The 22,799-nt window shown below is 56.1% G+C and carries 19 protein-coding genes; 5 read left to right on the forward strand and 14 right to left on the reverse strand.

Going from position 1 to position 22,799, the window contains the following annotated elements; genetic code table 11:
* Positions 1–3: 3 nt before the first annotated feature.
* The 10 genes from K0H80_RS03300 to K0H80_RS03345 form a co-directional block, all read right to left on the reverse strand.
* Positions 4–864, reverse strand: a complete 861-nt coding sequence (locus K0H80_RS03300; RefSeq protein WP_220073079.1) for a hypothetical protein — start codon at positions 862–864, stop codon at positions 4–6.
* Positions 864–2,264: a hypothetical protein gene (locus K0H80_RS03305; RefSeq protein ID WP_258406163.1), complete on the reverse strand. Its 1,401-nt coding sequence runs from the start codon at positions 2,262–2,264 to the stop codon at positions 864–866. Before K0H80_RS03305 ends, K0H80_RS03300 begins: the two co-directional genes overlap by 1 nt.
* A 31-nt stretch (positions 2,265–2,295) precedes the next feature.
* Positions 2,296–2,616 carry a Flp family type IVb pilin gene (locus K0H80_RS03310; RefSeq protein ID WP_220073080.1) on the reverse strand — a complete coding sequence of 107 codons (321 nt, stop codon included), beginning with the start codon at positions 2,614–2,616 and terminating at the stop codon, positions 2,296–2,298.
* Between the two features lie 136 nt (positions 2,617–2,752).
* The gene (locus K0H80_RS03315) at positions 2,753–3,028 is read right to left on the reverse strand and encodes a Flp family type IVb pilin (RefSeq protein WP_011864458.1); all 276 of its coding nucleotides are present in this window, start codon (positions 3,026–3,028) and stop codon (positions 2,753–2,755) included.
* A 123-nt stretch (positions 3,029–3,151) separates the two neighbouring features.
* Positions 3,152–3,772: a helix-turn-helix transcriptional regulator gene (locus tag K0H80_RS03320; RefSeq protein WP_011864459.1), complete on the reverse strand. Its 621-nt coding sequence runs from the start codon at positions 3,770–3,772 to the stop codon at positions 3,152–3,154.
* A 415-nt stretch (positions 3,773–4,187) separates the two neighbouring features.
* A complete protein-coding gene (locus K0H80_RS03325; protein WP_220073081.1) occupies positions 4,188–5,630 on the reverse strand; it encodes a M16 family metallopeptidase in 1,443 nt (480 codons plus the stop codon).
* The gene (locus K0H80_RS03330) at positions 5,627–7,057 is read right to left on the reverse strand and encodes a M16 family metallopeptidase (RefSeq protein WP_220073082.1); all 1,431 of its coding nucleotides are present in this window, start codon (positions 7,055–7,057) and stop codon (positions 5,627–5,629) included. Before K0H80_RS03330 ends, K0H80_RS03325 begins: the two co-directional genes overlap by 4 nt.
* A 24-nt stretch (positions 7,058–7,081) precedes the next feature.
* Positions 7,082–8,617 carry a nitric oxide reductase transcriptional regulator NorR gene (gene norR / locus K0H80_RS03335; RefSeq protein WP_220073083.1) on the reverse strand — a complete coding sequence of 512 codons (1,536 nt, stop codon included), beginning with the start codon at positions 8,615–8,617 and terminating at the stop codon, positions 7,082–7,084.
* A 174-nt stretch (positions 8,618–8,791) separates the two neighbouring features.
* Complete coding sequence (locus K0H80_RS03340) at positions 8,792–11,083, reverse strand: nitric-oxide reductase large subunit (protein WP_220073084.1); 2,292 nt, start codon at positions 11,081–11,083, stop codon at positions 8,792–8,794.
* 292 nt (positions 11,084–11,375) lie between these two features.
* Positions 11,376–12,302: an LpxL/LpxP family Kdo(2)-lipid IV(A) lauroyl/palmitoleoyl acyltransferase gene (locus tag K0H80_RS03345; protein WP_220073085.1), complete on the reverse strand. Its 927-nt coding sequence runs from the start codon at positions 12,300–12,302 to the stop codon at positions 11,376–11,378.
* Between the two features lie 105 nt (positions 12,303–12,407).
* Between K0H80_RS03345 and hldE the strand changes: the two genes are divergently transcribed.
* Entirely contained in the window at positions 12,408–13,838 is a 1,431-nt protein-coding gene (hldE, locus tag K0H80_RS03350) for a bifunctional D-glycero-beta-D-manno-heptose-7-phosphate kinase/D-glycero-beta-D-manno-heptose 1-phosphate adenylyltransferase HldE (protein WP_220073086.1), read from the forward strand.
* Positions 13,835–14,671: a hypothetical protein gene (locus K0H80_RS03355; RefSeq protein ID WP_220073087.1), complete on the forward strand. Its 837-nt coding sequence runs from the start codon at positions 13,835–13,837 to the stop codon at positions 14,669–14,671. The genes hldE and K0H80_RS03355 overlap by 4 nt, the downstream gene beginning before the upstream one ends.
* Positions 14,672–14,741: 70 nt before the next feature.
* Here the strand turns inward: K0H80_RS03355 and K0H80_RS03360 are convergent, their stop codons facing one another.
* The 4 genes from K0H80_RS03360 to K0H80_RS03375 form a co-directional block, all read right to left on the reverse strand.
* On the reverse strand, positions 14,742–15,026 hold the full coding sequence (locus tag K0H80_RS03360) for a hypothetical protein (protein ID WP_049766562.1): 285 nt from the start codon (positions 15,024–15,026) through the stop codon (positions 14,742–14,744).
* Positions 15,027–15,290: 264 nt separating this feature from the next.
* Positions 15,291–16,673, reverse strand: coding sequence for an NAD(P)(+) transhydrogenase (Re/Si-specific) subunit beta (locus tag K0H80_RS03365; RefSeq protein WP_011864468.1), 1,383 nt, complete (start codon positions 16,671–16,673; stop codon positions 15,291–15,293).
* Between the two features lie 6 nt (positions 16,674–16,679).
* Complete coding sequence (locus tag K0H80_RS03370; protein WP_220073088.1) at positions 16,680–16,955, reverse strand: NAD(P) transhydrogenase subunit alpha part 2; 276 nt, start codon at positions 16,953–16,955, stop codon at positions 16,680–16,682.
* Positions 16,955–18,124, reverse strand: a complete 1,170-nt coding sequence (locus tag K0H80_RS03375; protein ID WP_220073089.1) for a Re/Si-specific NAD(P)(+) transhydrogenase subunit alpha — start codon at positions 18,122–18,124, stop codon at positions 16,955–16,957. The genes K0H80_RS03370 and K0H80_RS03375 overlap by 1 nt, the downstream gene beginning before the upstream one ends.
* A gap of 331 nt (positions 18,125–18,455) precedes the next feature.
* Between K0H80_RS03375 and K0H80_RS03380 the strand changes: the two genes are divergently transcribed.
* The 3 genes from K0H80_RS03380 (at position 18,456) to K0H80_RS03390 (ending at position 22,760) form a co-directional block, all read left to right on the forward strand.
* Entirely contained in the window at positions 18,456–20,240 is a 1,785-nt protein-coding gene (locus K0H80_RS03380) for an assimilatory sulfite reductase (NADPH) flavoprotein subunit (RefSeq protein WP_220073090.1), read from the forward strand.
* 77 nt (positions 20,241–20,317) lie between these two features.
* Positions 20,318–22,015 (forward strand): assimilatory sulfite reductase (NADPH) hemoprotein subunit, encoded by a 1,698-nt coding sequence (gene cysI / locus K0H80_RS03385; RefSeq protein ID WP_220073091.1) that lies wholly within the window; start codon positions 20,318–20,320, stop codon positions 22,013–22,015.
* Complete coding sequence (locus tag K0H80_RS03390) at positions 22,008–22,760, forward strand: phosphoadenylyl-sulfate reductase (RefSeq protein WP_258406164.1); 753 nt, start codon at positions 22,008–22,010, stop codon at positions 22,758–22,760. Before cysI ends, K0H80_RS03390 begins: the two co-directional genes overlap by 8 nt.
* The last annotated feature ends 39 nt before the right edge of the window (positions 22,761–22,799 follow it).

A 22,799-nucleotide genomic window follows, 5' to 3' on the forward strand; every position in this document is an offset into this window, starting at 1 on the left:
GGGTCAGCCTCCACAGTTCTTGGTGCCATAGGTACATAGGCGGTCGGCGGGCAGCACATCGGGTTCGACGAAACCTAGCTTCAGCGAGTTGGACTTGATCTCCTTGCCGAAGGGGATAATGCCAATGAGGTTCTGGGCGGTGCGGATCACGCCAACGTCCATATAGTTGGTCAGCACCAATCGTCTTACCCGGTTCTTCACATGGTAGGGGCCGGCGGCGTTCCAGCCTGAGGCGAGCAGGGCGCTTTGACCCTCGACGCTTAGGTTTAGTTGGTCGAATGGACTCATTTCGAGGTTTTCCAGATCTGTCTTGACCTGGGTGCGATAGAACTGATCTCTGGGCAGTTTAAAGCCGGTAAAAGAGAGCATGCCGACGGCTCGCTCGACACTTGCGCCGTAGGTCCCAGGTGTTCCAGAACCTTGCTGGCTACCGCTAATTCTGGCCAGCTCCTGTTCATCCTTGGCCGACTCCTGCAGGTTCTTTAACAGCAGACTATTTGTGCCGTCGCGCTTGAGGGGATACTTGAGGAGCGGGTGGACATTATTGTCCCAGCTCCATTGATCCTTTTGGCGGGTCGCTATCTTGCGGCCATCTTGCTGGTAGAAGCGCCAGGGCAGGTATTGCATCTGCTCTTCATCTGAGCGAATGGCCACATAGAGGCCGCTGCGGCTTGGCATTCTGTCGGGGCGTCCCTCTTTCCAAACGGTGCGTTCCCAGGCGTTATAGTGCGCGGCCTGATCTGCCCTGTGCTGGGCGCTAGAGACCTTAGCCAGTAAGGGGAAGATGATCAGCAGGGGGACAATCACAAAGCTGAGCCCTACGACACTCTCGACCAACGCTTGGCCCTTTTGTCTGTTGGCCATTAGAGCATCCTCGTTAAGGCCAGCACTGTGCTGCGCTCGCCGTTGGTGGAGTCGGTCAGACGGGTCTGCCAGAAAGGGTTATAGAGGTTGCCATATTCGTGGCGGCCATCTCGTCTAGCCCAGGAGGAGGTGATTTGCATCAGATCTCTTGGGCGTGAGTAGTAGGCCTGCGCTGTCGCCAGGGCCGACATGCGATTGCCGAGCATCTCTTCGTCTTTTGCCGGGTTAAGGCCATCGCCCACCAGTTGCACACTGCTTGAGGTGCCGACATTGTTGCGTTTTTTAGAGACTACAATGGCGATGTTATCCGTCTGACTCTTCTTGTTGGCGCTGCTTGAGAGACCGAAGAAGGGGCGGACACCATTGTAATCGCCGCGGGTTTGCTGGGCGTAACCCGCGTATTGGGATGCAGTACGGTTGATGCGGCGACTGCTGCCCCAGGTTTGGCGATCACCTTCGCGGGGAATATCGGCGCGATCATCCGAGCTGGTTGAGCCCCAGCCGAGCGGGATCTCTCTGTATCCGCGCCAACGGCAACCGGACCAACTACAGCGAAACTTGGAGAGGTGGAAGCTGATGGTATCCATAGAGGTCCAGGATTCAGCCTGCCTATCGTCGTAGGCTATCAGATCGCTACCACCGGTTTTCTGGGTCTTCCAACGTATAGGGAAGACGGTCATCGACCAGATCCCCCCAAGTTTATAGGTTCTGTTTTTACTGAAGGGATCGCGTGACGCCAGAGTCACACCGATGAAATCTTTAAACTGGGTCTCTTTGCTATTGGGGTTGCGGCTATGGCGCTTCTGGAACGATATCCAGGTATCTTTCACATCGACAAACAGTAGTGGATTTTGCGCCAGATCCAGCCTGGCATCGCTATCATTGGCTTTGACCACCTTGCCGGCTGATTCGATGCTAGAGGCCATGCCAGCGTAGTGGATAACCTGTTGTGAGCTGCTCAAGGTCCACAGGATGGCATCTTCGGCGTAGATCAAGCCTTCAAATACGGGTTGCGCCACCTGGTTGATGGTGCCGACCGCCTTCTCGATGCCTGCGAGCACCTGGCCAAGATAAGGTACCCAGCAGAGGGTTGTGCAGGCATTTTGTGCGAATTGGTCTGTCATGTTGAACCAGGAGGAGAGCCCGACCATCTGGGCGATGGCGACTTGATTCGCGACAGATGCACGGTTGGTATAGGCCTTGAAGTTGAAATCTCGGGCGGCAAAGGTCGCGACGCTGTAGGCCGTGTTGTCGGCAGTATTCTGCAGCTTGGTCGCGTTGAGATTGACCTTGGTTGTATTAAAACTGTAGAGCACAGACATGAGTGCGAGCGACATCAGCATTAAAGACAATGCCATGGCCTGCCCTCGCTGTTTGGAGCGCATGGTATTTGGTTTCATAGGAGTCTCTTGGCTAGTCGAAAGGCTGGGGTTAATCTACGCCGCTACCTGAGCCACTACCTGAGCCGGTACCTGAGCCGGTACCACCACTGGAACTATTCGCCCCTTGGTCATAGTTACCTAGGTTGTAATCCTGGTTGGCCACACCATTTGCTGCGGTGGCTGCGCCTTGTGCTTGACCTATTTGACCGTTAGCGCTCTGCCCTGAGACCTCGGCGGAAAGGCCGGCGACTTGATTACGCACCGTCTTGCCGAAGAAGCTGTAGACGCCAATTGCCGAGACGGCGATTAAGGCGACTATGATGATATATTCGGTCATGCCCTGACCTTGTATGTGTATCTTTTTCACCATAAGTTCCTTTTATGATTTATGGAAAGGCAAGTGCCTTAGCACTTGCCTTCGTCTTGACCCCAAAACAGTCTTGACCCCAAAACAGTCTTGACCCCAAAACAGTCTTGACCCCAAAACAGGTTTAACGCTTATTGGGTTAGTTGGTACCACCAGCGCTGCTGTTTGCAGCTTGGTCGTATGTGCCTAGGTTGTAATCCTGGTTGGCAACACCATTTGCTGCGGTGGCAGCGCCTTGTGCTTGACCAATTTGACCGTCGGCGCTTTGACCTGACATTTCGGCAGACAGACCGGCGACCTGGTTACGGATCGTCTTACCGAAGAAGCTGTATACCCCGATGGCAGACACGGCAATCAGTGCGACAATGATGATATATTCGGTCATACCTTGACCACGTTGCTTTTTCTTTAACATCTCTTTTCTCCTTGAGAATATATAATTAAGACTCGGTTATTTTATCGTCATACCTTAGTGTCTCAATTATCCCTAGGAATAATATTGCCTCGCTGAACCTACCCGTTGTTATTATTTTCCTGCCTATAACTGATTATATTTAACCAGGAGTTGTCCTCGGCTCTTACAATCGGTTTTTTTGTAAATGTTTTGTAAATGCATCTTGATGGTATTTATTGAAACGTTCATTTTATTTGCGGCTTCTGAGTTACTCAGGCCTTTACAGATAAAAGACAGCACCTCTTTCTCTTTCTTGGTGATCCCTTGAAACAGTGCATGTTGCTCTGAGGCTTTAGCGGGTTTTTGCTGTGTCTGAATATAGTGCGACAGGGCGCTCAGGCTAAAAAACAGGTTGCCCTCGAGCACATTGTCGAGCATCTGCATGATGGCGTGTGCCGGGCTGCACGCCTTGGTTGCACCACTAAATCCATGTTTTATTAGGGTTAACTCATCATCCATCGAGAGGTTTTCGCAGATGGCGATATGTTTGCCTGCCGACAGAAGCTCAGGATCTATCTGACCGAGTTCGCCGTGAACGTCTTTGAGGAAATGAAACAGAATCTTGGGGGCTTTCTGTGGGTTGTGCCAGGCCGCTAGCGGCGTAATGCTGGCATTAACCTTTAAATTGAGTAGCCCAGAAATATTCTTTAACAGCTGAATATTTTTCGGCGACCGGCTTAGGGTAAATAATTCACCATTATACATTTCATGTCCTTATGAGATTTATAATGTACTACTTTGTTACTAATAGGGTTTGTTTATTTTTTCGAGCGTAAGACTTTATTATGACTAAATTATTAAACGCTCGTTTATTTGTTCATATTCTATATAAGAAGGAATTAATATCAAGAGGCGATAACTTATGACTTATATCCTTTCGGGCAGGGATCAGACCCCTTACTCGTGATCAGGCATAGCGTGTCCTGTGCCTTTGCGTCAGACGGCAGCTGATGTGGGATGAAGATGTGGGGAGAAGATGTTGGTAGAAGATGAGCAGCACAGAGGCGACAGCTTGTCGCCTCATTTTAGCGCCCTCTCTGTAACGCCTAATCTTTAGCGCCCTCTCTGTAACGCCTAATCTTTAGCGCCCTCTCTTTAGCGCCTAATTATTGGAATGAGGTTAGTCTACCGAGGTGACCTTGAGCTGCCACTCGGGTAGCTTCTCTTCGAGATCCGGCCTGATACGTGCTAGATCGCCGCGGATAACAATTACGGGCTCTTGGCCAAAGTGCGCTTGTGCCAAGGCTTGCAGCGCCTCTGGGGTTAACGTTTGCCAGCGTTTGAGTCGCGCTGCCATAGCGTCGCTGCCTGCTTGGCGTGCAATGGCCTGGCTGTAATCTTCTATGCGATGGCCAGGATCGTCCTGGCGCAGAGCTATCTGGCTAAACTGCGAGGTCTTCAGCGCGGCGAGCTCGGCCGCTGAAGGCGGGGCTTCGGCCGCCAGTGCCAAGTGATCTATGATGCCACGAATAAAGGCGCCCGTATGCTGCTGTTGGGTGGCGCCGTAATATTTTAGGATGCGCGCCATAGGATTGTTAAAGCAGCGGCCATAGATGCCATAGGTAAGCCCCCTCTGCTCCCTGAGATCGAAGTAGAGGCGGCCGGAGAAGCTACGGCCGAGCCAGCGACTCAGGGCTTCGCAGGCAAACACCGAATCCTCTTGGTCAGCTAGTCCCATAGGCAGGTGATAGCCGATCCGCACCTGAGTCTGTACCGTGCCCGGCGCATCGATAACAAACAGCTGCTTGCCATAGGGACTAAAGGTATCGACGAAGCGCTCTTCCTGCCTCTGCGCGGCACCTAGCTGGCTCAGGCTTGCGGTAAGCTGCTCCCTTAAGCTGTTTTCCACCTGAGGAACGCCCTCCAGTAGTAGATGCCATTGGCTCTGGGCCTTGGTTTGTTCGAGTAAGGCCAGCAGCTGAGGCTTATCCAGGCTTTGCTGTAGCTCCCTGTTATTCAGGGCCTTATTGTAGGGATGAGCGCTGCCGAGGATCTTGTCGGCCCAGACCTCTTCTATCTCGCTGCCATTAAAGGCTCTGATATGTTTATCCAGGGCCAGCTGGCGTTTGAGTCTCGGCAGATCAAGCTGGCCGTAGGAGTCTGACGACCAGCTCTGGGCCAAGACATCGACCGCCTGCGCCAATTCTGATGCCGGGCATTTGAGGCTGAGCCTGAGACCATGGATGCTGGGGTGTATGGTCAGTCCTTCGATACAGGGCAGGTCGTGCTGGTTGGCCAGTTTGACGCTAAGCTGCTGCAGCGCCGTATGCATAATATCGAGATTTTCATAGGGGGCATCCGGGCTCACGGCTAGCAGGTGTATGCCTACCAACTGGGAGGGCGTGCCGGGGAGTAGATGCAGGCTTAGCTCGTCTGACAGCGAGATAACCTCAGGCGGCGCCAAAGGCGTAAACTCTTTTTTCGCCAGCGTCGGCGCATTGGTCGGCGCGGTAAAACTCGGTACCTTAGGCGCTTCAACCTGGGTGAAGCTTAAGCGGGTCTGCTGGCAGCCACCACTCCAGAGGCAGCCAATGAGGATGAGGAGTACGCTTATGGGTCTCATAGCACCTTCTCCTCCAGTGAATCGGACAGGCCTTCGGGCAGCCACTCTAATATCGCCTTGCCCCAACGAATATACCAGGGGGGCAGCAGCTCGAGGCGAACATACCCGGGGCTTAGATAGTACTGGGTGACCCGTTTGATATCCTCTTGAGTTACCGCCGCAATGCGCTCCCATGGGGCGGTGAGGGGATGTTCTCTATCCCTTTGTTGGCTGGCGCTGAGCAGATTGGCCAGGCTGACATCATTGTCTAGCTTGCTCAGCTGGGTGAGTAGCCAACGGCGTTTGAGTTGATCGAGCTCGAGCGGCGTTACCCCCTGGCTTGCCAGAGTATCCACCATGCCAGTGATGCGCTGGCTGAGATCGTCGAGGGAGATCTTGGCTCTGGGCACCAGGATCAGGTTCATCACGCCAAGGTGCTCCATGGAGAGGGGGACAGAGTAATGCAGCAGGGTGTCGGGCGCCTTGAGGTTCATCTGCTCCAGCATGCTGGTGCGGTTCTGCAGCAGATAATCTTCGACCAGGGTGATGGCGGCGGCATCGGGATGTAAGGCGCCTACCGTGTGCCAGGCCAACATCAGCCCAGGCCAGGGGCCGCGGCTATCGACTATCTCGCCTCGCACCGGCTGGCGCTCGACGGCCAGCGGTGAGAAGTGCGCCAGGGGACGCTTGGGTTTCTGCCAACTGCCGAAGTACTTATCTACCCAAGATAAGGCTTGCGGCGGCAAGTCGCCGACGATGGCCAGTTGCATGGCATCGGGGCGGTAGAAGTCATGGTGGAACCGATTCAGGCTGGCGGGCGTGGCCGCCGACACATCGTCAACTGAGCCGATCACCGCATGGCCATAGGGGCTGCCTTTAACCTGATTGAGTAGAAAGGTCATGGCTGGGCGGATATAGGGCTGGTTGTCTATGGTGGTGGCCATCTCCTCGAGTACCGTCTGCTGTTGATTACGCACCGTTTCGTCGCTGAGCTGGGGGCGGATGAAGCGGTCCGACTCGAGCCAGAGTGCCAGCTCTAACGCCTGACTGGGGAGGTTGACATAGTAGTTGGTGGCATCGAAGAAGGTGCTGGCGTTGAAATAGCCGCTGTTGGCGCTCATGGTCTGGCCATAGCTGTCGCCCGGGGCATTTTCGCTGCCCTTGAACAGCATATGCTCGAACAGGTGGGCGTAGCCCGACTCCCCCTCGAGTTCGTTGCGTGAGCCTACCGCAAACTGGCTGGAGAGGGCGACGCTTTGCTTGTTGGGTAGCACCAGCAGATAGAGGCTAAGGCCGTTATCCAGTTCGTGCCGGCTCAGTTGCTGCTCCAGCTGATAGAGGGGCGCGGCCAGCGTCTCCAGGCTGGGCTCGCTGGCCATGGCACTCACGCTCACGCCTATGAGGCTGAGCAGGGAGGCGAGCAGGGAATAGCGTGTCGGGCTTGGCATCTTATTGTATTTTCTGAAATTGACTTACTTTAACCCTATCCGTTTTGCTAGGCGGTGTAAATTACCCGAATCGACCTCGAGATCCCTGGCGGTGGCGGCCCAGTTATTATCGTGCTGACTCAGGGTTTGGCGTATGTAGTCGGCCTGAAAGGCTTCGGTCGCCTGCTTGAGGCTGCCGCTAAATTGCGGCGCCAAGGTTTTACCGCTGCTTTGGACGGCGCGCGGTGCCTGGTTGGCGAACTCGAAATGCTCGGGATTGATGACGCCGTTATTACTGGACGACTGGGCCCTCGCCAGAATGGCCGCTCGGTAGATGCTGTGCTCCAGTTCCCTGACGTTGCCGGGCCATTGGTAGCACTCCAGCATGGCAAGACTGGTCGGGCTGAGCCTCAGGGTCTGTAGCCCAAGTTGCTGACGGCAGCGCTCGACGAAGAAGCCGCTCAGCAGGGTAATGTCCTGCTCACGCTCTCTCAGTGGCGGCGCGATCAGCGGGAAGACGCTGAGTCTGTGATAGAGGTCGGCGCGAAAGCGTCCCGCCAGCACCTCGTTCTTCAGATTCTTGTTGGTGGCGGCGATGATCCTCACATCCACCTTGAGGCTGCGATCGTCGCCGACTCTTTGCAGATCGCCATATTGCAGCACCCTTAGCAGCTTGGCCTGTAGGGTTAGCGGTAGCTCGCCTATCTCATCGAGAAACAGCGAGCCCTTATCGGCCATCTCGAACTTACCGCTGCGATTGCTGACGGCGCCAGTAAAGGCCCCTTTGACATGACCGAATAGCTCACTCTCGGCCACAGATTCGGGCAGGGCGGCGCAGTTGAGGTAGACTAGCGGCTGGCCGGCGCGCATGGATCCCTGGTGGATCTCATGGGCGATCAACTCCTTACCTGTGCCTGTCTCGCCCATGATGAGCACGTTGAGATCCGTCGGCGCCACCACGGCGATCTCCTGCTTGAGATTGTTCATCACTTGTGACTGGCCGATGATCTCCTTGGTGCCTTCCTTACTCTGGCTAGTGCTGTCGCCCTTGTCCCATTGGGCCTGCAGCGCCTGCTTCTCCAGCTTATCGATCAGCAGGGCGTTGTTGAGCGACGCCGAGGCGATGGCGCTGATCCCCCGCAGCTGCTCGTTGGTGAAAGACTTAAACTGATCCGGATCGAAGCCATCAATGGTGACGGCGCCTATCAGGCTGCCATCGGCCAGCAGCGGCAGGCCGATACAGGCGTGTACCGTGAGGTTATCGCCCTGGTTGGGGATCAGGCCGTCGTAGGGATCGGGCAGATCGCTGTCGGCGGGAAAACGTACCACGTCACCGGCGCGGGCAATCGCCTCAAGCCTTGGGTGTTCATGGAGCACGAAGCGGCGGCCCAGTACATCTGGACTCAGGCCGTTGATGGCCAATGGGGTAAACTGCTGACCCTTAAACTCCAGCAGCGCGGCGGCGTCGCACTGCATGCTTTCCCTGATGGTGTCGAGCAGGCGTGAGAACCTGTCATGATTGGACAATCCCGAGGTGATATCTAACGCCATCCGCGTTAATTGGGTTTGACTTAATGCCATGGGGTCTCCGAAATATCGCGCCAGTGCCAAGGGACATCCTTCTTCATCGGCAGGCTGCGGCTGTACTAGGAATTAGTATATGTCAATTTAACAGTAATGTTTATTGTCATTTTTACACTTGCATTGAGGGTAAAAAGGGGTCGATATGACCCCTTTGTCGAGTGATGTTAGGCGTTATGCGTTGGCCGACAGCGGCGCATCGGCAATGGCTTGAGTGCCTTTGGCGCCGATGGCTTTTCTGATGATGTCGAACAGGAAGGCGCCGAGGAACAGGCCGCCTGCACCGAAGATGACGTCACCAGGGACACGCATCCATACCAAGGTTTCAACCAGTGGGCTGTGGATCACCTCTGGTGAGCGGGCGAACCAGTAGCCGTTTTCGATGACGGCGAAGAACTGAGTCAGGCCCACAGGCAGCAGTGACATGAAGACCATGGCCGCCAGACCGATATTCAGGCTCCAGAAGGCACCCTTAAGCAGCTTGTCGCTCCACTGGATCTGGCCTGTGAGACCGCGCAGACAGAAGAGCATCAGGCCTACACCCAGCATGCCGTACACACCCATGAAGGCGGCGTGGCCGTGGGTCGCAGTGGTGTTCAGACCCTGGATGAAGTAGAGCGAGATAGGTGGGTTGATCAGGAAGCCCAGTACGCCCGCACCCACTAAGTTCCAGAAAGCGGTAGCCACGAAGAACATGATGGCCCACTTGTAGCGGATCATCCAAGGGCTGGCGTTACGCATACGGTAACTCTCGATGGCTTCGAAGCCGATGAGGGCTAGCGGAACCACTTCCAGTGCCGAGAAGATGGCGCCCCAGGCGATCACACCCGTTGGTGTACCTGTGAAGTAGAGGTGGTGCAGGGTACCGATAAGACCACCTGTGAGGAAGATAACCGTGGCGAACAGTACGGCGCCGTTGGCGCTGCGGGCACGGATGAGTCCCAGACGAACCAGCATCAGGGCGATCACCGAGGTCGCAAAGGTCTCGAAGAAGCCTTCAACCCATAGGTGAACGACCCACCAGCGCCAGTATTCGGCGATGGCCAGGTTGGTGTGTTTGCCCATGAATAGGCCGGCACCGTAGAAGAGGCCGATGGCGACACACGAGGCGTACAGTACCCAGATCACAGGGCGCATCTCGCCTTGAATCTTAAGGGCTGGGCGCATGGCGGCGGTGACCAGGGTTAGCCAGATCAACAGGCCAGCCAGTAGCAGTACCTGCCAGACACGGCCGAGGTCGATATATTCATAGCCTTGGTGGCCGAAGAGGAAGTTGGTATCCAGGTCGAAGTACTGCTGCACGCCGATCCATTCACCGGCCATAGAGCCCAGTACCACAACAACCAAGGCTACCCAGAGGACATTGACGCCCAGGCGTTGGAACTTAGGCTCATATCCAGATAGCGCAGGCGCTATGTAGAGGCCTGTGCCGAGCCAGGCGGTGGCGATCCAGAATACCGCTAGCTGGGTATGCCAGGTACGGGTGACCGAGTAGGGCAGTATCTCTGCCAGTGGGATGCCGTAGAAGTTTTGCCCTTCTACCGCGTAGTGCGCCGTCACGCCCCCTAAGAGGATCTGCAGCAGGAAGAGGCCGACCGCGGTGACGAAGTATTTACCCACGGCCTTTTGTGAGGCGGTAGGCTTCTTGAGGAACAGAGGATCTTGCTCGGCTGGCTTAGGCAGCTCTTCATGCTTGCCTGAGGCGTGGTGCCATACCAGGGCGCCAATACCGGCGATAAGGGTGACGATACTCAGGATAGACCAGACGATGTTGTCTGAGGTTGGGGTGTTACCCAGCTGAGGATCGAAAGGCCAGTTGTTGGTGTAGGTATACTCTTGTCCTTCACGCTCTGTAATGGCGGCCCAGGCGCCCCAGAAGAGGAAGGCGTTGAGCTGTTGGCGACGTTCAAGGTCAGGCACTGTGCCTTCCTTCATCGCATACTGTTCGCGTAGAGTAGAGAGCTTAGGATCGTCGCCAAACAGAGACAGATAGTGGTCTGAGACCTGGCCGATGGCCTGAATACGGGTTTCAGAGAGGCTGATGCGTATCTCGCCATTGGCCGAGGTAGTCAGGGTGTTACGACGTAGGTCGTCACGCAGAGACTGCTCAAGACCGGCCTGTTTGATCGAGTCCAGCTCGTTGAAGCTTCTGCCATACTGCGCCTTGGCGGTGATATCTAACCAGGCCTGCGCCTCACGGTGTAGCCAGTCGGCGGTCCAGTCTGGGGCGACGTAGGAGCCGTGACCCCAGATAGAGCCTAGCTGGTGTCCGCCCATAGAGCGCCAAACCAGTTGGCCGCGCTCTATATCGTTTTGAGTGAACAGGGGTTGACCCTGCACATCGGTAAAGGCGGTGGGGATAGGGGGTTTTTCGCGATAAATCTGACTGCCTATGCTCAGCAGTACAGAGAAGGAAGCGATAAGTACTATCAAGAGTGCTATCGCCGTTAGCCGTTGTTTATTCATAGAGCCTCTCAGCGCAATATATTGTAGGTGTGGAGTACCCTGCTGTAGCAGCTAATGTGCCATACTTTTAAGTTGTTGATTGTTATAGAATAAGAATATATTAGTGTCTTATTAAATTGTCATAATGACAATCAAGTTAAAGTGTAAAAATGACACCATGTGTCAAAAGGACAGTGTGTGTTTTATCTGTGTCGATTTGATACTTGTTGGGTTGTGCAAAGATGTGCGGCAAATAAAAAAGCCAGCCTAAATGGCTGGCTGTTACCGAGCGACTAACCCCTTGGCAGTCGGGCTAGCGATAGAGCGACGGGTCATCCTTATTGGGACGGGTCTTGAAGCGTCTATGCAGCCACATGTATTGGGCTGGGCTGCGTTCGATGATCTCTTCTATGATGCGGTTACCCCGATTGGCATCTTCCAGCTCGTTCTCGCCGGGGAAGTCTTCCAGCGGCGTTTGTATCTCTATGGTGTAACCCTTGTCATCTTCGTTTCGCACCACAATGAAAGGCAGCACCTTGGCCTTGCCGAGTTTGGCGAGGGTGGTGGCACCCGTGATAGTCGCTGCCTCAGGCACGGCGAAGAAGGGGATAAATACGGCGCTTGAACGGCCGAAATCTTGATCCGCCGTATACCAGATCACATCGGGATTGCGCAGGCTGCGCACCATCTGTCTGAGATCCCGCTTAGGCACCAGTCCCTTGTTGGAGCGCAGACGTCCCTTAACCTGAAGGTATTCCATCAGCGGATTATTGTGGGGGCGGTAGACGCCTATGCCCGGCTGAAACTGGCCGAAGATGCGTGCTCCCATCTCCAGCGGCAGACAGTGTACGGCGAAGAGGATCACGCCCTGTCCGGCGGCCAGGGTCTGCTCAACATGCTCGCGGCCTTTAATGGTCATGTGGCGCTGAATGCGCTCGTCACTCCACCACCAGGCGTTGGCGATGTCGAAGATCGCCTTGCCCGTCTCTTCGAAGTTGCGGGTCAAGAGTTGCTGCTGGTCTGCCTGGCTCATTTCGGGGAAACAGAGTGCTATGTTGCGCTTGGCGGTATTGACGCGACTGCCGGCGATTGCCATGGCCAGGCGGCCTATGCCTAGTCCCAATTTCATCTGGGCCCGCAGGGGCAGCAGCTGGGTCAGACGCATAAAGCCGACACCTAACCAGATGAGCCAATACTTGGGATGGAAAAATTGAGCGGAGAATTGAGCGTTTTCGACCACGGTTGACCCTATGGGGTTTACAAAAATTACTGCTTATTCTAACTCAATTTGTTGGGAAAATTAGGTATAATCAGGGATTAATTTTCGCAAAAAGATAAGTGCCATATGAAGATTTCTCTGCCAGCTTTCGAAAAAGCAAACGTTCTGGTCGTCGGTGATGTGATGTTAGACAGATACTGGAGCGGTCCTACGGGGCGCATTTCGCCCGAGGCGCCTGTGCCCGTGGTACGAGTGAATCAAATTGAAGACAGACCCGGCGGGGCAGCCAACGTTGCCTTGAATATCGCCACCCTGGGCGGTCAAGTGAGCTTGGCGGGCATAGTGGGTGAAGATGAAACCGCTGCGGCCCTGACCCAGGGCATAGAGGCGCTTGGCGTCGTGCCTAAGTGGCACACGGTTGCTGAGCTTCCCACCATCACTAAGCTCAGGGTGATGTCGCGTAATCAGCAACTGATTCGCCTCGATTTCGAGGAGGCCTATCCGGCCGAGCAGAGCCTGGCACTGCTGGCGAGCGCAGAGAAAGAGCTGGATAAGGTGGCCGTGGTAGTGCTGTCCGATTACGCCAAGGGCGCCATCGACAAGCCCGAGGCTTTCATCGCCAAGGCCAAGGCCAAAGGGGTCAAGGTGCTGGTGGATCCTAAGGGCAGTGACTTTTCCCGTTATCGCGGCGCGACCTTGCTGACGCCTAATATGAGCGAGTTCGAACAGGTGGTCGGTAAGGTTGCCGACGAGGCGGATCTGGTGGCTAAAGCCAAGGAGCTCCTCAAAGAGTTCGACTTCGAGGCTCTGTTGGTGACGCGCTCCGAGAAGGGGATGACGCTGATCACCGCCGATGCCCCCGAGCTGCATATTCCAACCGTTGCCCACGAAGTCTATGACGTGACCGGCGCCGGTGACACGGTGATCTCGGCCCTGGCCACCTCGCTGGCGGTAGGTTGTGAGCTGCCAGTGGCCTGCGCCCTGGCCAACACGGCCGCGGGCATAGTCGTCGGCAAGCTGGGCACCTCTACCGTGAGCCGTATCGAGCTGATTGCAGCGCTTAATCTAAGTCATGGCGAGAGCGGCTACGGGGTGGTGAGCGAAGATCAACTGGCCTACGCCCTGGAGCAGGCCAAGCTGAAGGGCGAGCGCGTGGTGATGACTAACGGCTGTTTCGACATTCTCCATGCCGGCCATGTGAGTTACCTACAGCAGGCGAGGGCGCTGGGTGACAGGCTTATCGTGGCGGTTAACGATGACGACTCGGTGAAGCGCCTCAAGGGCGATGGCCGTCCGGTCAACAAGCTGGAGCGCCGTATGGCCGTGCTGGCGGGGCTGGCCTCGGTCGACTGGGTGGTGCCATTTAGCGAAGACACGCCGCAGCGCATCATCTCCAGACTGCTACCTAATAAGCTGGTGAAGGGCGGCGACTATAATGTCGAGGATATCGCCGGTGGCAAAGAGGTGATCGCGGCTGGTGGCAGCGTCGAGGTGCTGGGCTTTGAAGATGGCGTCTCTACCACGGCCATCATAGAAAACATCATGGCCAAGCAGTGATCCCAGAGACGTTATTGATCGCCAGTGCCTGGTTCTGGGCGCCTATGCCCCAAGGCCAGGCCCTGGTGTGTCAAACGTCTCACATTCAAGAGTGCCTTGGGCAGTTACCGCGTAATGCCAGGGCACAATTACCCCTCAATCCTCAGACGCTTTTGAGTCAGATGGGGCGGCGCGGCGCCATGGTCAGGCCGTTGACCGATGCTGATATTACCGGTCTTGTGCTGCTGCATGATGAGCGGATCCCCAAGGCATATTCCGCGCTGTGGAATGGCCAGGTCTATGCCCTGCCGATAGATAAGGCCTATCAGATGACCCTGGCCCATGAGCTGGGGCACCTTGCGGTGAGCCGCTCGAACTCCATCTACCTAAGAGCCGACAAGCTATCCCCCTATCAACACGAGTGGCTGGCGGATTTCTATCTGCTCTGGTCCCTGGCCAGAGAAGGGCAGGCCGAGACACTGGCCTGGCAGCAGTATCACAGGCGTAACCTTGAGGTGTTTGAGAGCGTGACGGCCATCTCTCACTGGTCGACCCCCATGCTCGCACAGCTTCTGGACAGGTACAGCTGGCAGGCGCTTGGGGCATTTGAAAATTTCGATTCGCTTATCGACGCCATCTACCCAGAGCTGGTCCAGTATGATCAGGAGACGCTCGATGAGTTTGCCAGCCTGCTCCACTGGCTGTTCGGCGCCGCAAATCAGGCTAAATTACCCCAGTATATGTTTTGGCGGAGATCTGAGATGGGGGCGTTTATCCGCCCGACCCTGAGGCAGTTGATGGGTGAGCAGGCCGCCGAGAACTGGATGACGGAGCAGGCGATGCTGGGGGAGTAGTCGCTTGGTTTTAGAAATCGTTTGCGAGTCAGATAGAAAATAAAAAGGAGCCAGAGGCTCCTTTTTTTGCTTATTGCTTTCGAGGTGGACGGCGTTCGCGCAGGACGACATCTGGATGAAAGTCGATATCACCTTCGTCGTCAATGGTAGCGAGTTGATCTTCCTGTTTGGCGATCGCGGTACTCGTTGTTGGGGTTTGCCTCACAAAGAGCAGCTGATAACCAAGTTTCGCTAAGGTGTAGAAGGCGAATCGCTGCGCCGTCGTCAACCTGTCCCAATGTTCGTTAGCGTGAGCCTGAGAAACGCGCCTATCCTCGAAAGATAGCAGTCCATTATTTAGCACTTGAGTTTGCATTTTCAAAGCCTCTTTAGGAAACGCTAACATTGTTACATGATGATTATATAATCAGATGTTAATCCAATATGCAAGCGATTCACCCGGCCAAAGCGCGGCCTCTCAGGCTAAGTATAGCCGAAATGTTTAGATAACTTTCCACCAAAAAGCAAGGCGGTGGCGGGTAAAAAATAAACTGCAAACTAATCAATAAGATTTATCTAATTTTATTTTCAACAGGCAATAAAAAAGGCCGTTAAACGGCCTTTTTTCGGTTTTGTGCGCTTAGTCCGCTTCTTTGAGGGACTGGGTCAGATCGACAATCGCCTTCTTACCATCGCCAAACAACATCAGGGCGTTGTCCTTGGCAAACAGCGGATTGGGCAGGCCGGCGAAGCCCGGGCTCAGTGAGCGCTTGACCACCACCACAGTACGGGCCTTGTCGACGTTGAGAATTGGCATGCCGTAGATAGGGCTGCCCTTGTCTTCACGCGCCATAGGGTTAGTCACGTCGTTGGCACCGATGACGATGGCTACGTCTGTCTGCTCGAACTGAGGGTTGATCTCATCCATCTCGATCAGCTGCTCATAGGGCACTTCGGCTTCGGCCAGTAGCACGTTCATGTGGCCAGGCATACGACCGGCAACCGGGTGGATGGCGTACAGCACCTGGGCGCCGCGTGCCTCCAGTACCGAGGCCAACTCGCGCACCGCATGTTGCGCCTGGGCCATCGCCAGACCATAACCTGGGACGATCACCACGCGCTCTGCGGTTTCCAGCAGCATGGCCACCTCTTCCGGCGAGGAGGAGGTCACCTTACCGGCATAGACTTCATCGGCATCTACCGTCTCACCGCCCTCGGCCATGACGCCAAAGAGCACGTTAAACAGCGAGCGGTTCATCGCCTTACACATGATCTGGGTCAGGATGATGCCCGAGGCGCCAACCAGAGAACCCGAGACGATTAGTACAGTGTTGCCGGTGATAAAACCTGTGGTCGCCGCCGCGATCCCCGAGTAGGAGTTCAGTAGAGCGATAACCACTGGCATGTCGGCGCCGCCGATAGGCACTACCAGGAAGAGACCCAGTAATAGCGATACGGCTACCAGGGCATAGATGAAGGTCGGATTGCTTGGTGTGGTGACCACGGCAACCGTCAGCACCAGGGCGGCGATCAGCAGGCTGGCGTTGATAAACTTGTTGCCCGGCACCCGGATTGGATTGCCCGAGATCAGCTCCTGCAGCTTAGCAAATGCCACGAAGGAGCCAGACAGGGTCACCGAGCCGATGAGCACGGTCAGACCGATAGAGATCAATGCCACCACATGGGTCGCCGAATCGGGATCCAGGAAGCTCGCCAGGGCGATAAACAGCGAGGCGCCGCCACCGAAACCGTTAAGCAGAGCCACCATCTGCGGCATGGCGGTCACCTGGATCTTGGTGGCCATCACGGCGCCTATGGCACCACCCAGCAAGATACCTGCGATGATCCACTCATAGCTTAAGATGCTCTTATCCAGCAGAGTCACCACCACGGCGATAAACATACCTAGGGCCGACAACTGGTTACCACGCACAGCGGTACGCGGCTTGGTCAGCCCCTTGATCCCTAAAATAAACAGACTCGCAGCCACAAGGTAGGCGAGATAGATAATCGTCATACTCATGTTGGCTTATTTCCTCTTAAACATGGCAAGCATACGGTTGGTGACCATGTAGCCACCCACAACGTTGATGGTGGCTAGTACCACGGCGATAAAGCCCAGCACATTGACCCAGACACCCGCACCTGAACCTGCGGCGAGCAGGGCGCCGACCAGGGAGATCCCCGAGATGGCGTTTGAGCCCGACATCAGCGGGGTGTGCAGGGTCGGCGGCACCTTAGTGATCAGCTCAACCCCAAGGAATACTGCCACCACGAACAGGGTCAGTAGTAATAAAATTTCCATTATTGAGCCTCCTCTGTTGCCGCCAGTGGCGGCAGTGATAACAGATCACGTAATCTGGCGTTAGCCACCTCACCCTGATGGGCCACGACTGTGTCGCGGACAATCTCGTCGTCGAAATCCAGGTTTAACTGGCCTTCATTGTCAACGATCAGTTTGAGCAGGTTCTCTATGTTGGTGCCATACATCTGGCTGGCGTGGGTCGCGGCGCTGCCCGGCACGTTTGAGGGGCCGAGTATGGTAACGCCGTTATGGATAACGGTCTGGTCCAGCTCAGTCAGCTCGCAGTTACCGCCGGTTTCGGCGGCAAGGTCGACAATCACCGTGCCAGGCTTCATGGCATCCACCATCTCCTTGGTGATCAACACGGGCGCCTTGCGGCCTGGGATAGCGGCCGTGGTGATAACGATATCCTGTTGGGCCAGCACATTGGCCATCGCCTGCTGCTGACGCTTGATAAAGTCGTCGCTCTGCTCGGCGGCGTAGCCACCCTTGGTCTCTGTGTTCTCGGTTTCAAGATCCAGCTCAACCGGTTTGGCACCTACCGAGAGGATCTGCTCCCGGGCGGCCGGGCGAATATCATAGGCTTCCACCACGGCGCCAAGGCGCTTGGCGGTGGCACAGGCCTGTAGGCCGGCGACGCCGACACCCATGATGAAGGCGCGGGCGGGTTTGAGCGTGCCGGCGGCCGTCATCATCATAGGGAACATGCGCGGCGCCTCATGGGCGGCCAGCAACACGGCCTTGTAACCGGCGATAGTGGCCATGGAGGAGAGAATATCCATGCTCTGGGCACGGGTGATCCTTGGTACCAGCTCAAGTGCCAAGGCGCTGGTGCCTGTTTCGGCCAGGGCGGCGGCATTTTCCGGTTGTGCCAGGGGATCCATCATGCCGATAAACAGCTGCTGGGGCTTCGCCTTGGCCTTGATCTCCTCGAACTGCTCACCCTTAAGGTTGACCAGGGTGATGATATCGGCGCCGAGTACCTCGTCTCTGTTGGCAATAACGGCTCCTGCTTCCTGATAGGCTTGATCACTAAAGCCCGCAGCGAGACCCGCTCCGCTCTCCACGAGAATTTGGAGGTTTTTTTTGATTAACCGAGTCACATTGGCCGGGATCAACGCAACGCGTTTTTCGCCGGCATGGCTCTCTTTAGGTAGACCTAGTTTCACTGAGAAACCTCTTAGTTGGGGACAGACGTCGTTTGAATTGTTGGCTCGCTATTGTGGCGAGTCTGGACTTAGACACAAGCGCGAATTTTTCATAATCAGCGCTGGTGCACTGGTCGGAGCAAAAAGTTTGCGCCAGTCCACAAAATTTCATTTCAAATTCTGTGGTTAAGGGCACAGCTTAAGCAAATATCGCTCACCACTCTCACTTTTGTAGCTCAAATTATGACCTTTGCATATTCCAAAAATGAATTAAAAATTAGATTTTATTCTTTTTTGCTTTTCTCTTAAGCCACTAAGCTAGGCTAATTACACTGTTATAGGGCCGTCTTCCATGCTGTTAAAAGAGCTTTCATCACTGGCTTCTCCTCTGTCTGCGACGCAGGTGGATAAGCTTAAGCAACTCACCTCCGAACTCAACGCCGTGCAACTCGCCTGGGTAGGTGGTTATCTGTCGGCCACGGCCGAACTGAGCGGCGTAGCCGGCGAGGTGCAGCAAGCGCCCCAGCAGACCATCACCATTCTCTACGGCAGCCAGACAGGCAACGGCCGTGGTATCGCCACCGAGCTGGCCGAGAAGGCGCAGGCCCAGGGCTATAGCGTCAACCTGGTCTCTATGGCCGACTACAAGACGCGCCAGCTCAAGCAGGAGACACTGTTGCTTGCCGTGGTGAGCACCCATGGTGAGGGCGAGGCGCCGGACGACGCCATCGAGCTGCACAAGTTCTTGGCCTCTAAGCGCGCCCCTCAGCTAGACACCCTCAACTACGCCGTATTGGCGCTGGGAGACTCTAGCTATGAGTTCTTCTGCCAGACGGGTAAAGATTTCGAAGCGCGCCTGAGCGCACTGGGCGCCAAGGCGATCGTGCCGCTCACCGAGTGTGACGTGGACTACGAGAGCGCGGCCAGTCAGTGGCAAGAAGCCGTGCTGGGCGCGGTCAAGCCATTGGTGGGCACCGGCGCCAGCGTGGTCTCCATCGGCAGCGCAAGCAGCACAGTCAGTAGCTCAGCCTTCAGCAAGCAGAAGCCCTACAGCGCCGAGCTACTGGTGAGTCAGAAGCTCACCGGCCGCGATTCGGACCGCGACGTGCGCCATGTGGAGATAGACCTTGGCGAGTCTGGCCTGAGCTATCAGGTGGGTGATGCCCTGGGCGTCTGGTTCAGTAACAGCGACGCCCTGGTGGAAGAGATCATCAATGGCCTGTCTCTGGATGGCGAGGCTGAGGTGACCTTGGGTGATGTCACCCTAACTTTGGCCCAAGCACTCAAAGAGAAACGTGAGCTGACCCAGCTCTATCCTGGCCTGGTGCAAAACTGGGCGCAGCTGAGCGGCAACGAAGAGTTGCAGGCGATCAGCGAAGACAGAGAGCAGACCCGCCAGTTTATCCTCAAGCATCAGCTTGCCGACCTGGTGGCCAAGTATCCTGTGGATATAGGTGCCTTCCAGTTGGTGGAACTGCTGCGTCCAATCACCCCAAGACTCTACTCTATCGCCTCGAGCCAATCTGAGGTGGAGAGCGAGGTACATCTGACCGTGGCCCTGGTGGCAGATGAGCGCGACTCGGGCACCCGCTTTGGCGGCGCGTCTCACTTCCTGGCAAGCGCCGAGGAAGGCGCAGAGGTCAAGGTCTATGTGGAGCCGAACAATCACTTCCGTCTGCCAGAAAACCCAGACACGCCTGTGGTCATGATTGGCCCTGGTACGGGTGTGGCGCCGTTTCGTGCCTTCATGCAGGAGCGCGCGGCCCAAGGTGCCCAAGGCGATAGCTGGCTCTTCTTCGGTAACCCGCACTTCGAGCAGGATTTCCTCTATCAGACCGAGTGGCAGCAGTATCTCAAAGACGGCGTGCTGACCCGCTTAGATTCAGCCTTCTCGCGGGATCAGGCCCATAAGATCTATGTGCAGCATCGCATCCTGGAGCGGGGCGAGACCCTATGGCAGTGGATCGAGCGCGGCGCGCATCTCTATATCTGCGGCGACGCCGAGCGCATGGCGAAAGATGTGCATCAGGCATTGATCGAGGTGATCAAACAGCATGGCGGCAAGAGTGAAGAGCAGGCCGAGGCCCTGCTGGAAAGCCTGCGCAGCGACAAGCGTTACCAGAAAGATGTTTATTAATTGAGACAGGCGCCAGTCGCCGACAGATTAACTTGCATGGGCAGAGCCGGTGCAAAAGAGACAATAGGGCAGCAGCCATGAGCGACCAGAAATTATCAGTAAACGAGTACCTAAAGACCGACAGTAACTACCTGCGCGGCACTATCGAAGAGGGGTTAGACACCTCGCTGACCGGTGCCTTCAACGATGCGGATCAGCAGTTGATCAAGTTCCATGGTTTCTACCAGCAGGACGACCGCGATCTGCGCAACGAGCGTAAGGAGCAGAAGCTAGAGCCCCTCTACAGCTTCATGCTGCGCGCCCGTGTGGCCGGTGGCGTCTGTACCCCCAAGCAGTGGCTGGGAGTGGATAAGATTGCCTCGACCCTGACCAGCTCCAACAGCATTCGTCTGACGACCCGCCAGACCTTTCAGTATCACGGCATCCCTAAGCGTAACCTCAAGACGCTGATCCAGGATCTGGATAGAGAGGCGCTGGACTCTATCGCCGCCTGTGGCGACGTGAACCGTAACGTCATGTGTAACCCTAACCCGGTAGAATCCAAGCTGCATCAGCAGGCCTACTACTGGGCCAAGAAGCTGTCGGACAACTACCTGCCACGCACCAAGGCCTACGCCGAGATCTGGCTGGGTGACGATAAGGTGGCGGTGAGCGAGAGCGAAGAGGTGGAGCCTGTCTATGGTAAGACCTATCTGCCCCGTAAGTTTAAGATGGCCGTGGCCGTGCCGCCGGATAACGATGTAGATGTCTACACCAATGACCTTGGCTTCATCGCCGTGGCCGAAGACGGCGAGCTGGTAGGCTTTAACATGGTGGCCGGTGGCGGCATGGGCTCGACCCATGGCGAGGTCGCGACCTTCCCACGTTTGGGTGATGACTTTGGTTTCATCAAGGCCGAAGACTGCCTGAAGTTTGCCGAGGCCGTGCTCAAGGTGCAGCGTGACTGGGGTAACCGCTCAGATCGTAAGCAGTCGCGCCTCAAGTACACCATAGTCAAGCATGGTTTTGAGGCCTTCAAGGCAGAAGTGGAGCAGCGCGCCGGGGTAAAATTTGAGCCTAAGCGTGAGGTGGTGATTGGCGATCGCGGCGATCGTTACGGCTGGATCAAGGGCGTGGATAACCACTGGCACCTGACCCTGTTTATCGAGGGTGGCCGTATAAAAGATCTGCCGGGACAACCGCTGCAGACCGGCCTGCGTGAAATAGCTCTGGTACACAAGGGTGATTTTCGCATGACTGCCAACCAGAACATCATCATCGCCGGTGTGGCCGAAGAAGATAAGGCGCAGATCGAGGCTCTTGCCCGCAGTCATGGCCTGATGGGCAAGCTGATCAGCCCGACCCGTGGCCACTCTATCGCCTGTGTGGCGCTGCCGACCTGTGCCCTGGCGATGGCTGAGGCCGAGCGTTACTTCCCGGACTTCATGACCAAGGTGGAGGCACTGCAGGAGAAGCATGGCTTCCTGGAGCAACCGATAGTGATCCGCATGACGGGCTGCCCTAACGGCTGTGCCCGTCCATTTGCCGCCGAGATCGGTCTGGTGGGTAAGGCGCCTGGACGCTACAACCTCTATCTGGGGGCGAGTTTCGAGGGGACGCGCCTCAATAAACTCTACCGCGAGAACATTCAGGAAGCCGAGATTCTGGCGGCCCTGGACGAACTGTTTGCCCGCTACGTCAAAGAGCGTGAAGCTGGCGAAACCTTTGGTAACTTCACCGTGCGTGTCGGCGTGGTGAAGGCGGTTATCGATGCCGCTAAGGATTTCCATGGATAATTCAGTGATCTCTGCCCAGGCGCTGCAAGCATTGCTTAGCGCGCCCAAGGCGGAGCAAGACGCCGAGCTGGCTCGAGTCAACGCCTTCCTGGCGGGACTCACGCCCGCCGAGCGGGTGATCTGGGGCCTGGCTTACCTGCCGGGCACCCATGCGCTGTCGTCGAGCTTCGGTATTCAGGGGGCCGTAATGCTGCATCTGGTCACCCAGGTACAGCAGGATATCCCGGTGATCCTCACGGACACTGGCTATCTGTTTCCGGAGACCTATCAGTTTATCGATGAGCTGACCGAGCGACTCAAGCTCAATCTTAAGGTGTACCGCGCGCCTATGACCAGCGCCTGGCAGGAAGCCCGTTTCGGTCGCCTGTGGGAGCAGGGGCTGGATGGCCTGGAGCAATACAATCGCCTCAACAAGGTGACTCCTATGCAGACGGCGCTCAAGGAGCTGGAAGTAGGCACCTGGTTCGCGGGCCTGCGCCGGAGCCAGTCCAGCACCCGTGAGGATCTGCCGATTCTGGCGATCCACGGCGATCGCTACAAGTTGCTGCCGATCCTGGAGTGGAGTAACAAGGATGTGCATGAGTATCTCACCAAGCATGACCTGCCATACCACCCGCTGTGGGAGCAGGGCTATGTGTCGGTTGGCGATACCCATTCGAGTCGCCCGCTGGAGCTGGGGATGACCGAAGAGGAGACCCGCTTCAACGGCCTCAAGCGCGAGTGTGGCCTGCACTATGAGATCTAATGCTGCAGCGAAATTCGCTGCACTAGCGGTTTGATTCAT

Source organism: Shewanella aegiceratis, assembly GCF_019457495.1.
Classification (GTDB): domain Bacteria; phylum Pseudomonadota; class Gammaproteobacteria; order Enterobacterales; family Shewanellaceae; genus Shewanella; species Shewanella loihica.

Excerpts from the sequence above, each read along its gene's own strand:
- norR (WP_220073083.1), bottom strand. The coding sequence starts at position 8,617 with ATGGCATTAAGTCAAACCCAATTAACGCGGATGGCGTTAGATATCACC.
- hldE (WP_220073086.1), top strand. The coding sequence starts at position 12,408 with ATGAAGATTTCTCTGCCAGCTTTCGAAAAAGCAAACGTTCTGGTCGTC.
- K0H80_RS03360 (WP_049766562.1), bottom strand. The coding sequence starts at position 15,026 with ATGCAAACTCAAGTGCTAAATAATGGACTGCTATCTTTCGAGGATAGG.
- K0H80_RS03390 (WP_258406164.1), top strand. The coding sequence starts at position 22,008 with ATGGATAATTCAGTGATCTCTGCCCAGGCGCTGCAAGCATTGCTTAGC.
- K0H80_RS03305 (WP_258406163.1), bottom strand. The coding sequence starts at position 2,264 with ATGAAACCAAATACCATGCGCTCCAAACAGCGAGGGCAGGCCATGGCA.
- K0H80_RS03320 (WP_011864459.1), bottom strand. The coding sequence starts at position 3,772 with ATGTATAATGGTGAATTATTTACCCTAAGCCGGTCGCCGAAAAATATT.
- K0H80_RS03370 (WP_220073088.1), bottom strand. The coding sequence starts at position 16,955 with ATGGAAATTTTATTACTACTGACCCTGTTCGTGGTGGCAGTATTCCTT.
- K0H80_RS03310 (WP_220073080.1), bottom strand. The coding sequence starts at position 2,616 with ATGGTGAAAAAGATACACATACAAGGTCAGGGCATGACCGAATATATC.
- K0H80_RS03325 (WP_220073081.1), bottom strand. The coding sequence starts at position 5,630 with ATGAGACCCATAAGCGTACTCCTCATCCTCATTGGCTGCCTCTGGAGT.
- K0H80_RS03315 (WP_011864458.1), bottom strand. The coding sequence starts at position 3,028 with ATGTTAAAGAAAAAGCAACGTGGTCAAGGTATGACCGAATATATCATC.
- K0H80_RS03365 (WP_011864468.1), bottom strand. The coding sequence starts at position 16,673 with ATGAGTATGACGATTATCTATCTCGCCTACCTTGTGGCTGCGAGTCTG.
- K0H80_RS03380 (WP_220073090.1), top strand. The coding sequence starts at position 18,456 with ATGCTGTTAAAAGAGCTTTCATCACTGGCTTCTCCTCTGTCTGCGACG.
- K0H80_RS03330 (WP_220073082.1), bottom strand. The coding sequence starts at position 7,057 with ATGCCAAGCCCGACACGCTATTCCCTGCTCGCCTCCCTGCTCAGCCTC.
- K0H80_RS03340 (WP_220073084.1), bottom strand. The coding sequence starts at position 11,083 with ATGAATAAACAACGGCTAACGGCGATAGCACTCTTGATAGTACTTATC.
- K0H80_RS03300 (WP_220073079.1), bottom strand. The coding sequence starts at position 864 with ATGGCCAACAGACAAAAGGGCCAAGCGTTGGTCGAGAGTGTCGTAGGG.
- cysI (WP_220073091.1), top strand. The coding sequence starts at position 20,318 with ATGAGCGACCAGAAATTATCAGTAAACGAGTACCTAAAGACCGACAGT.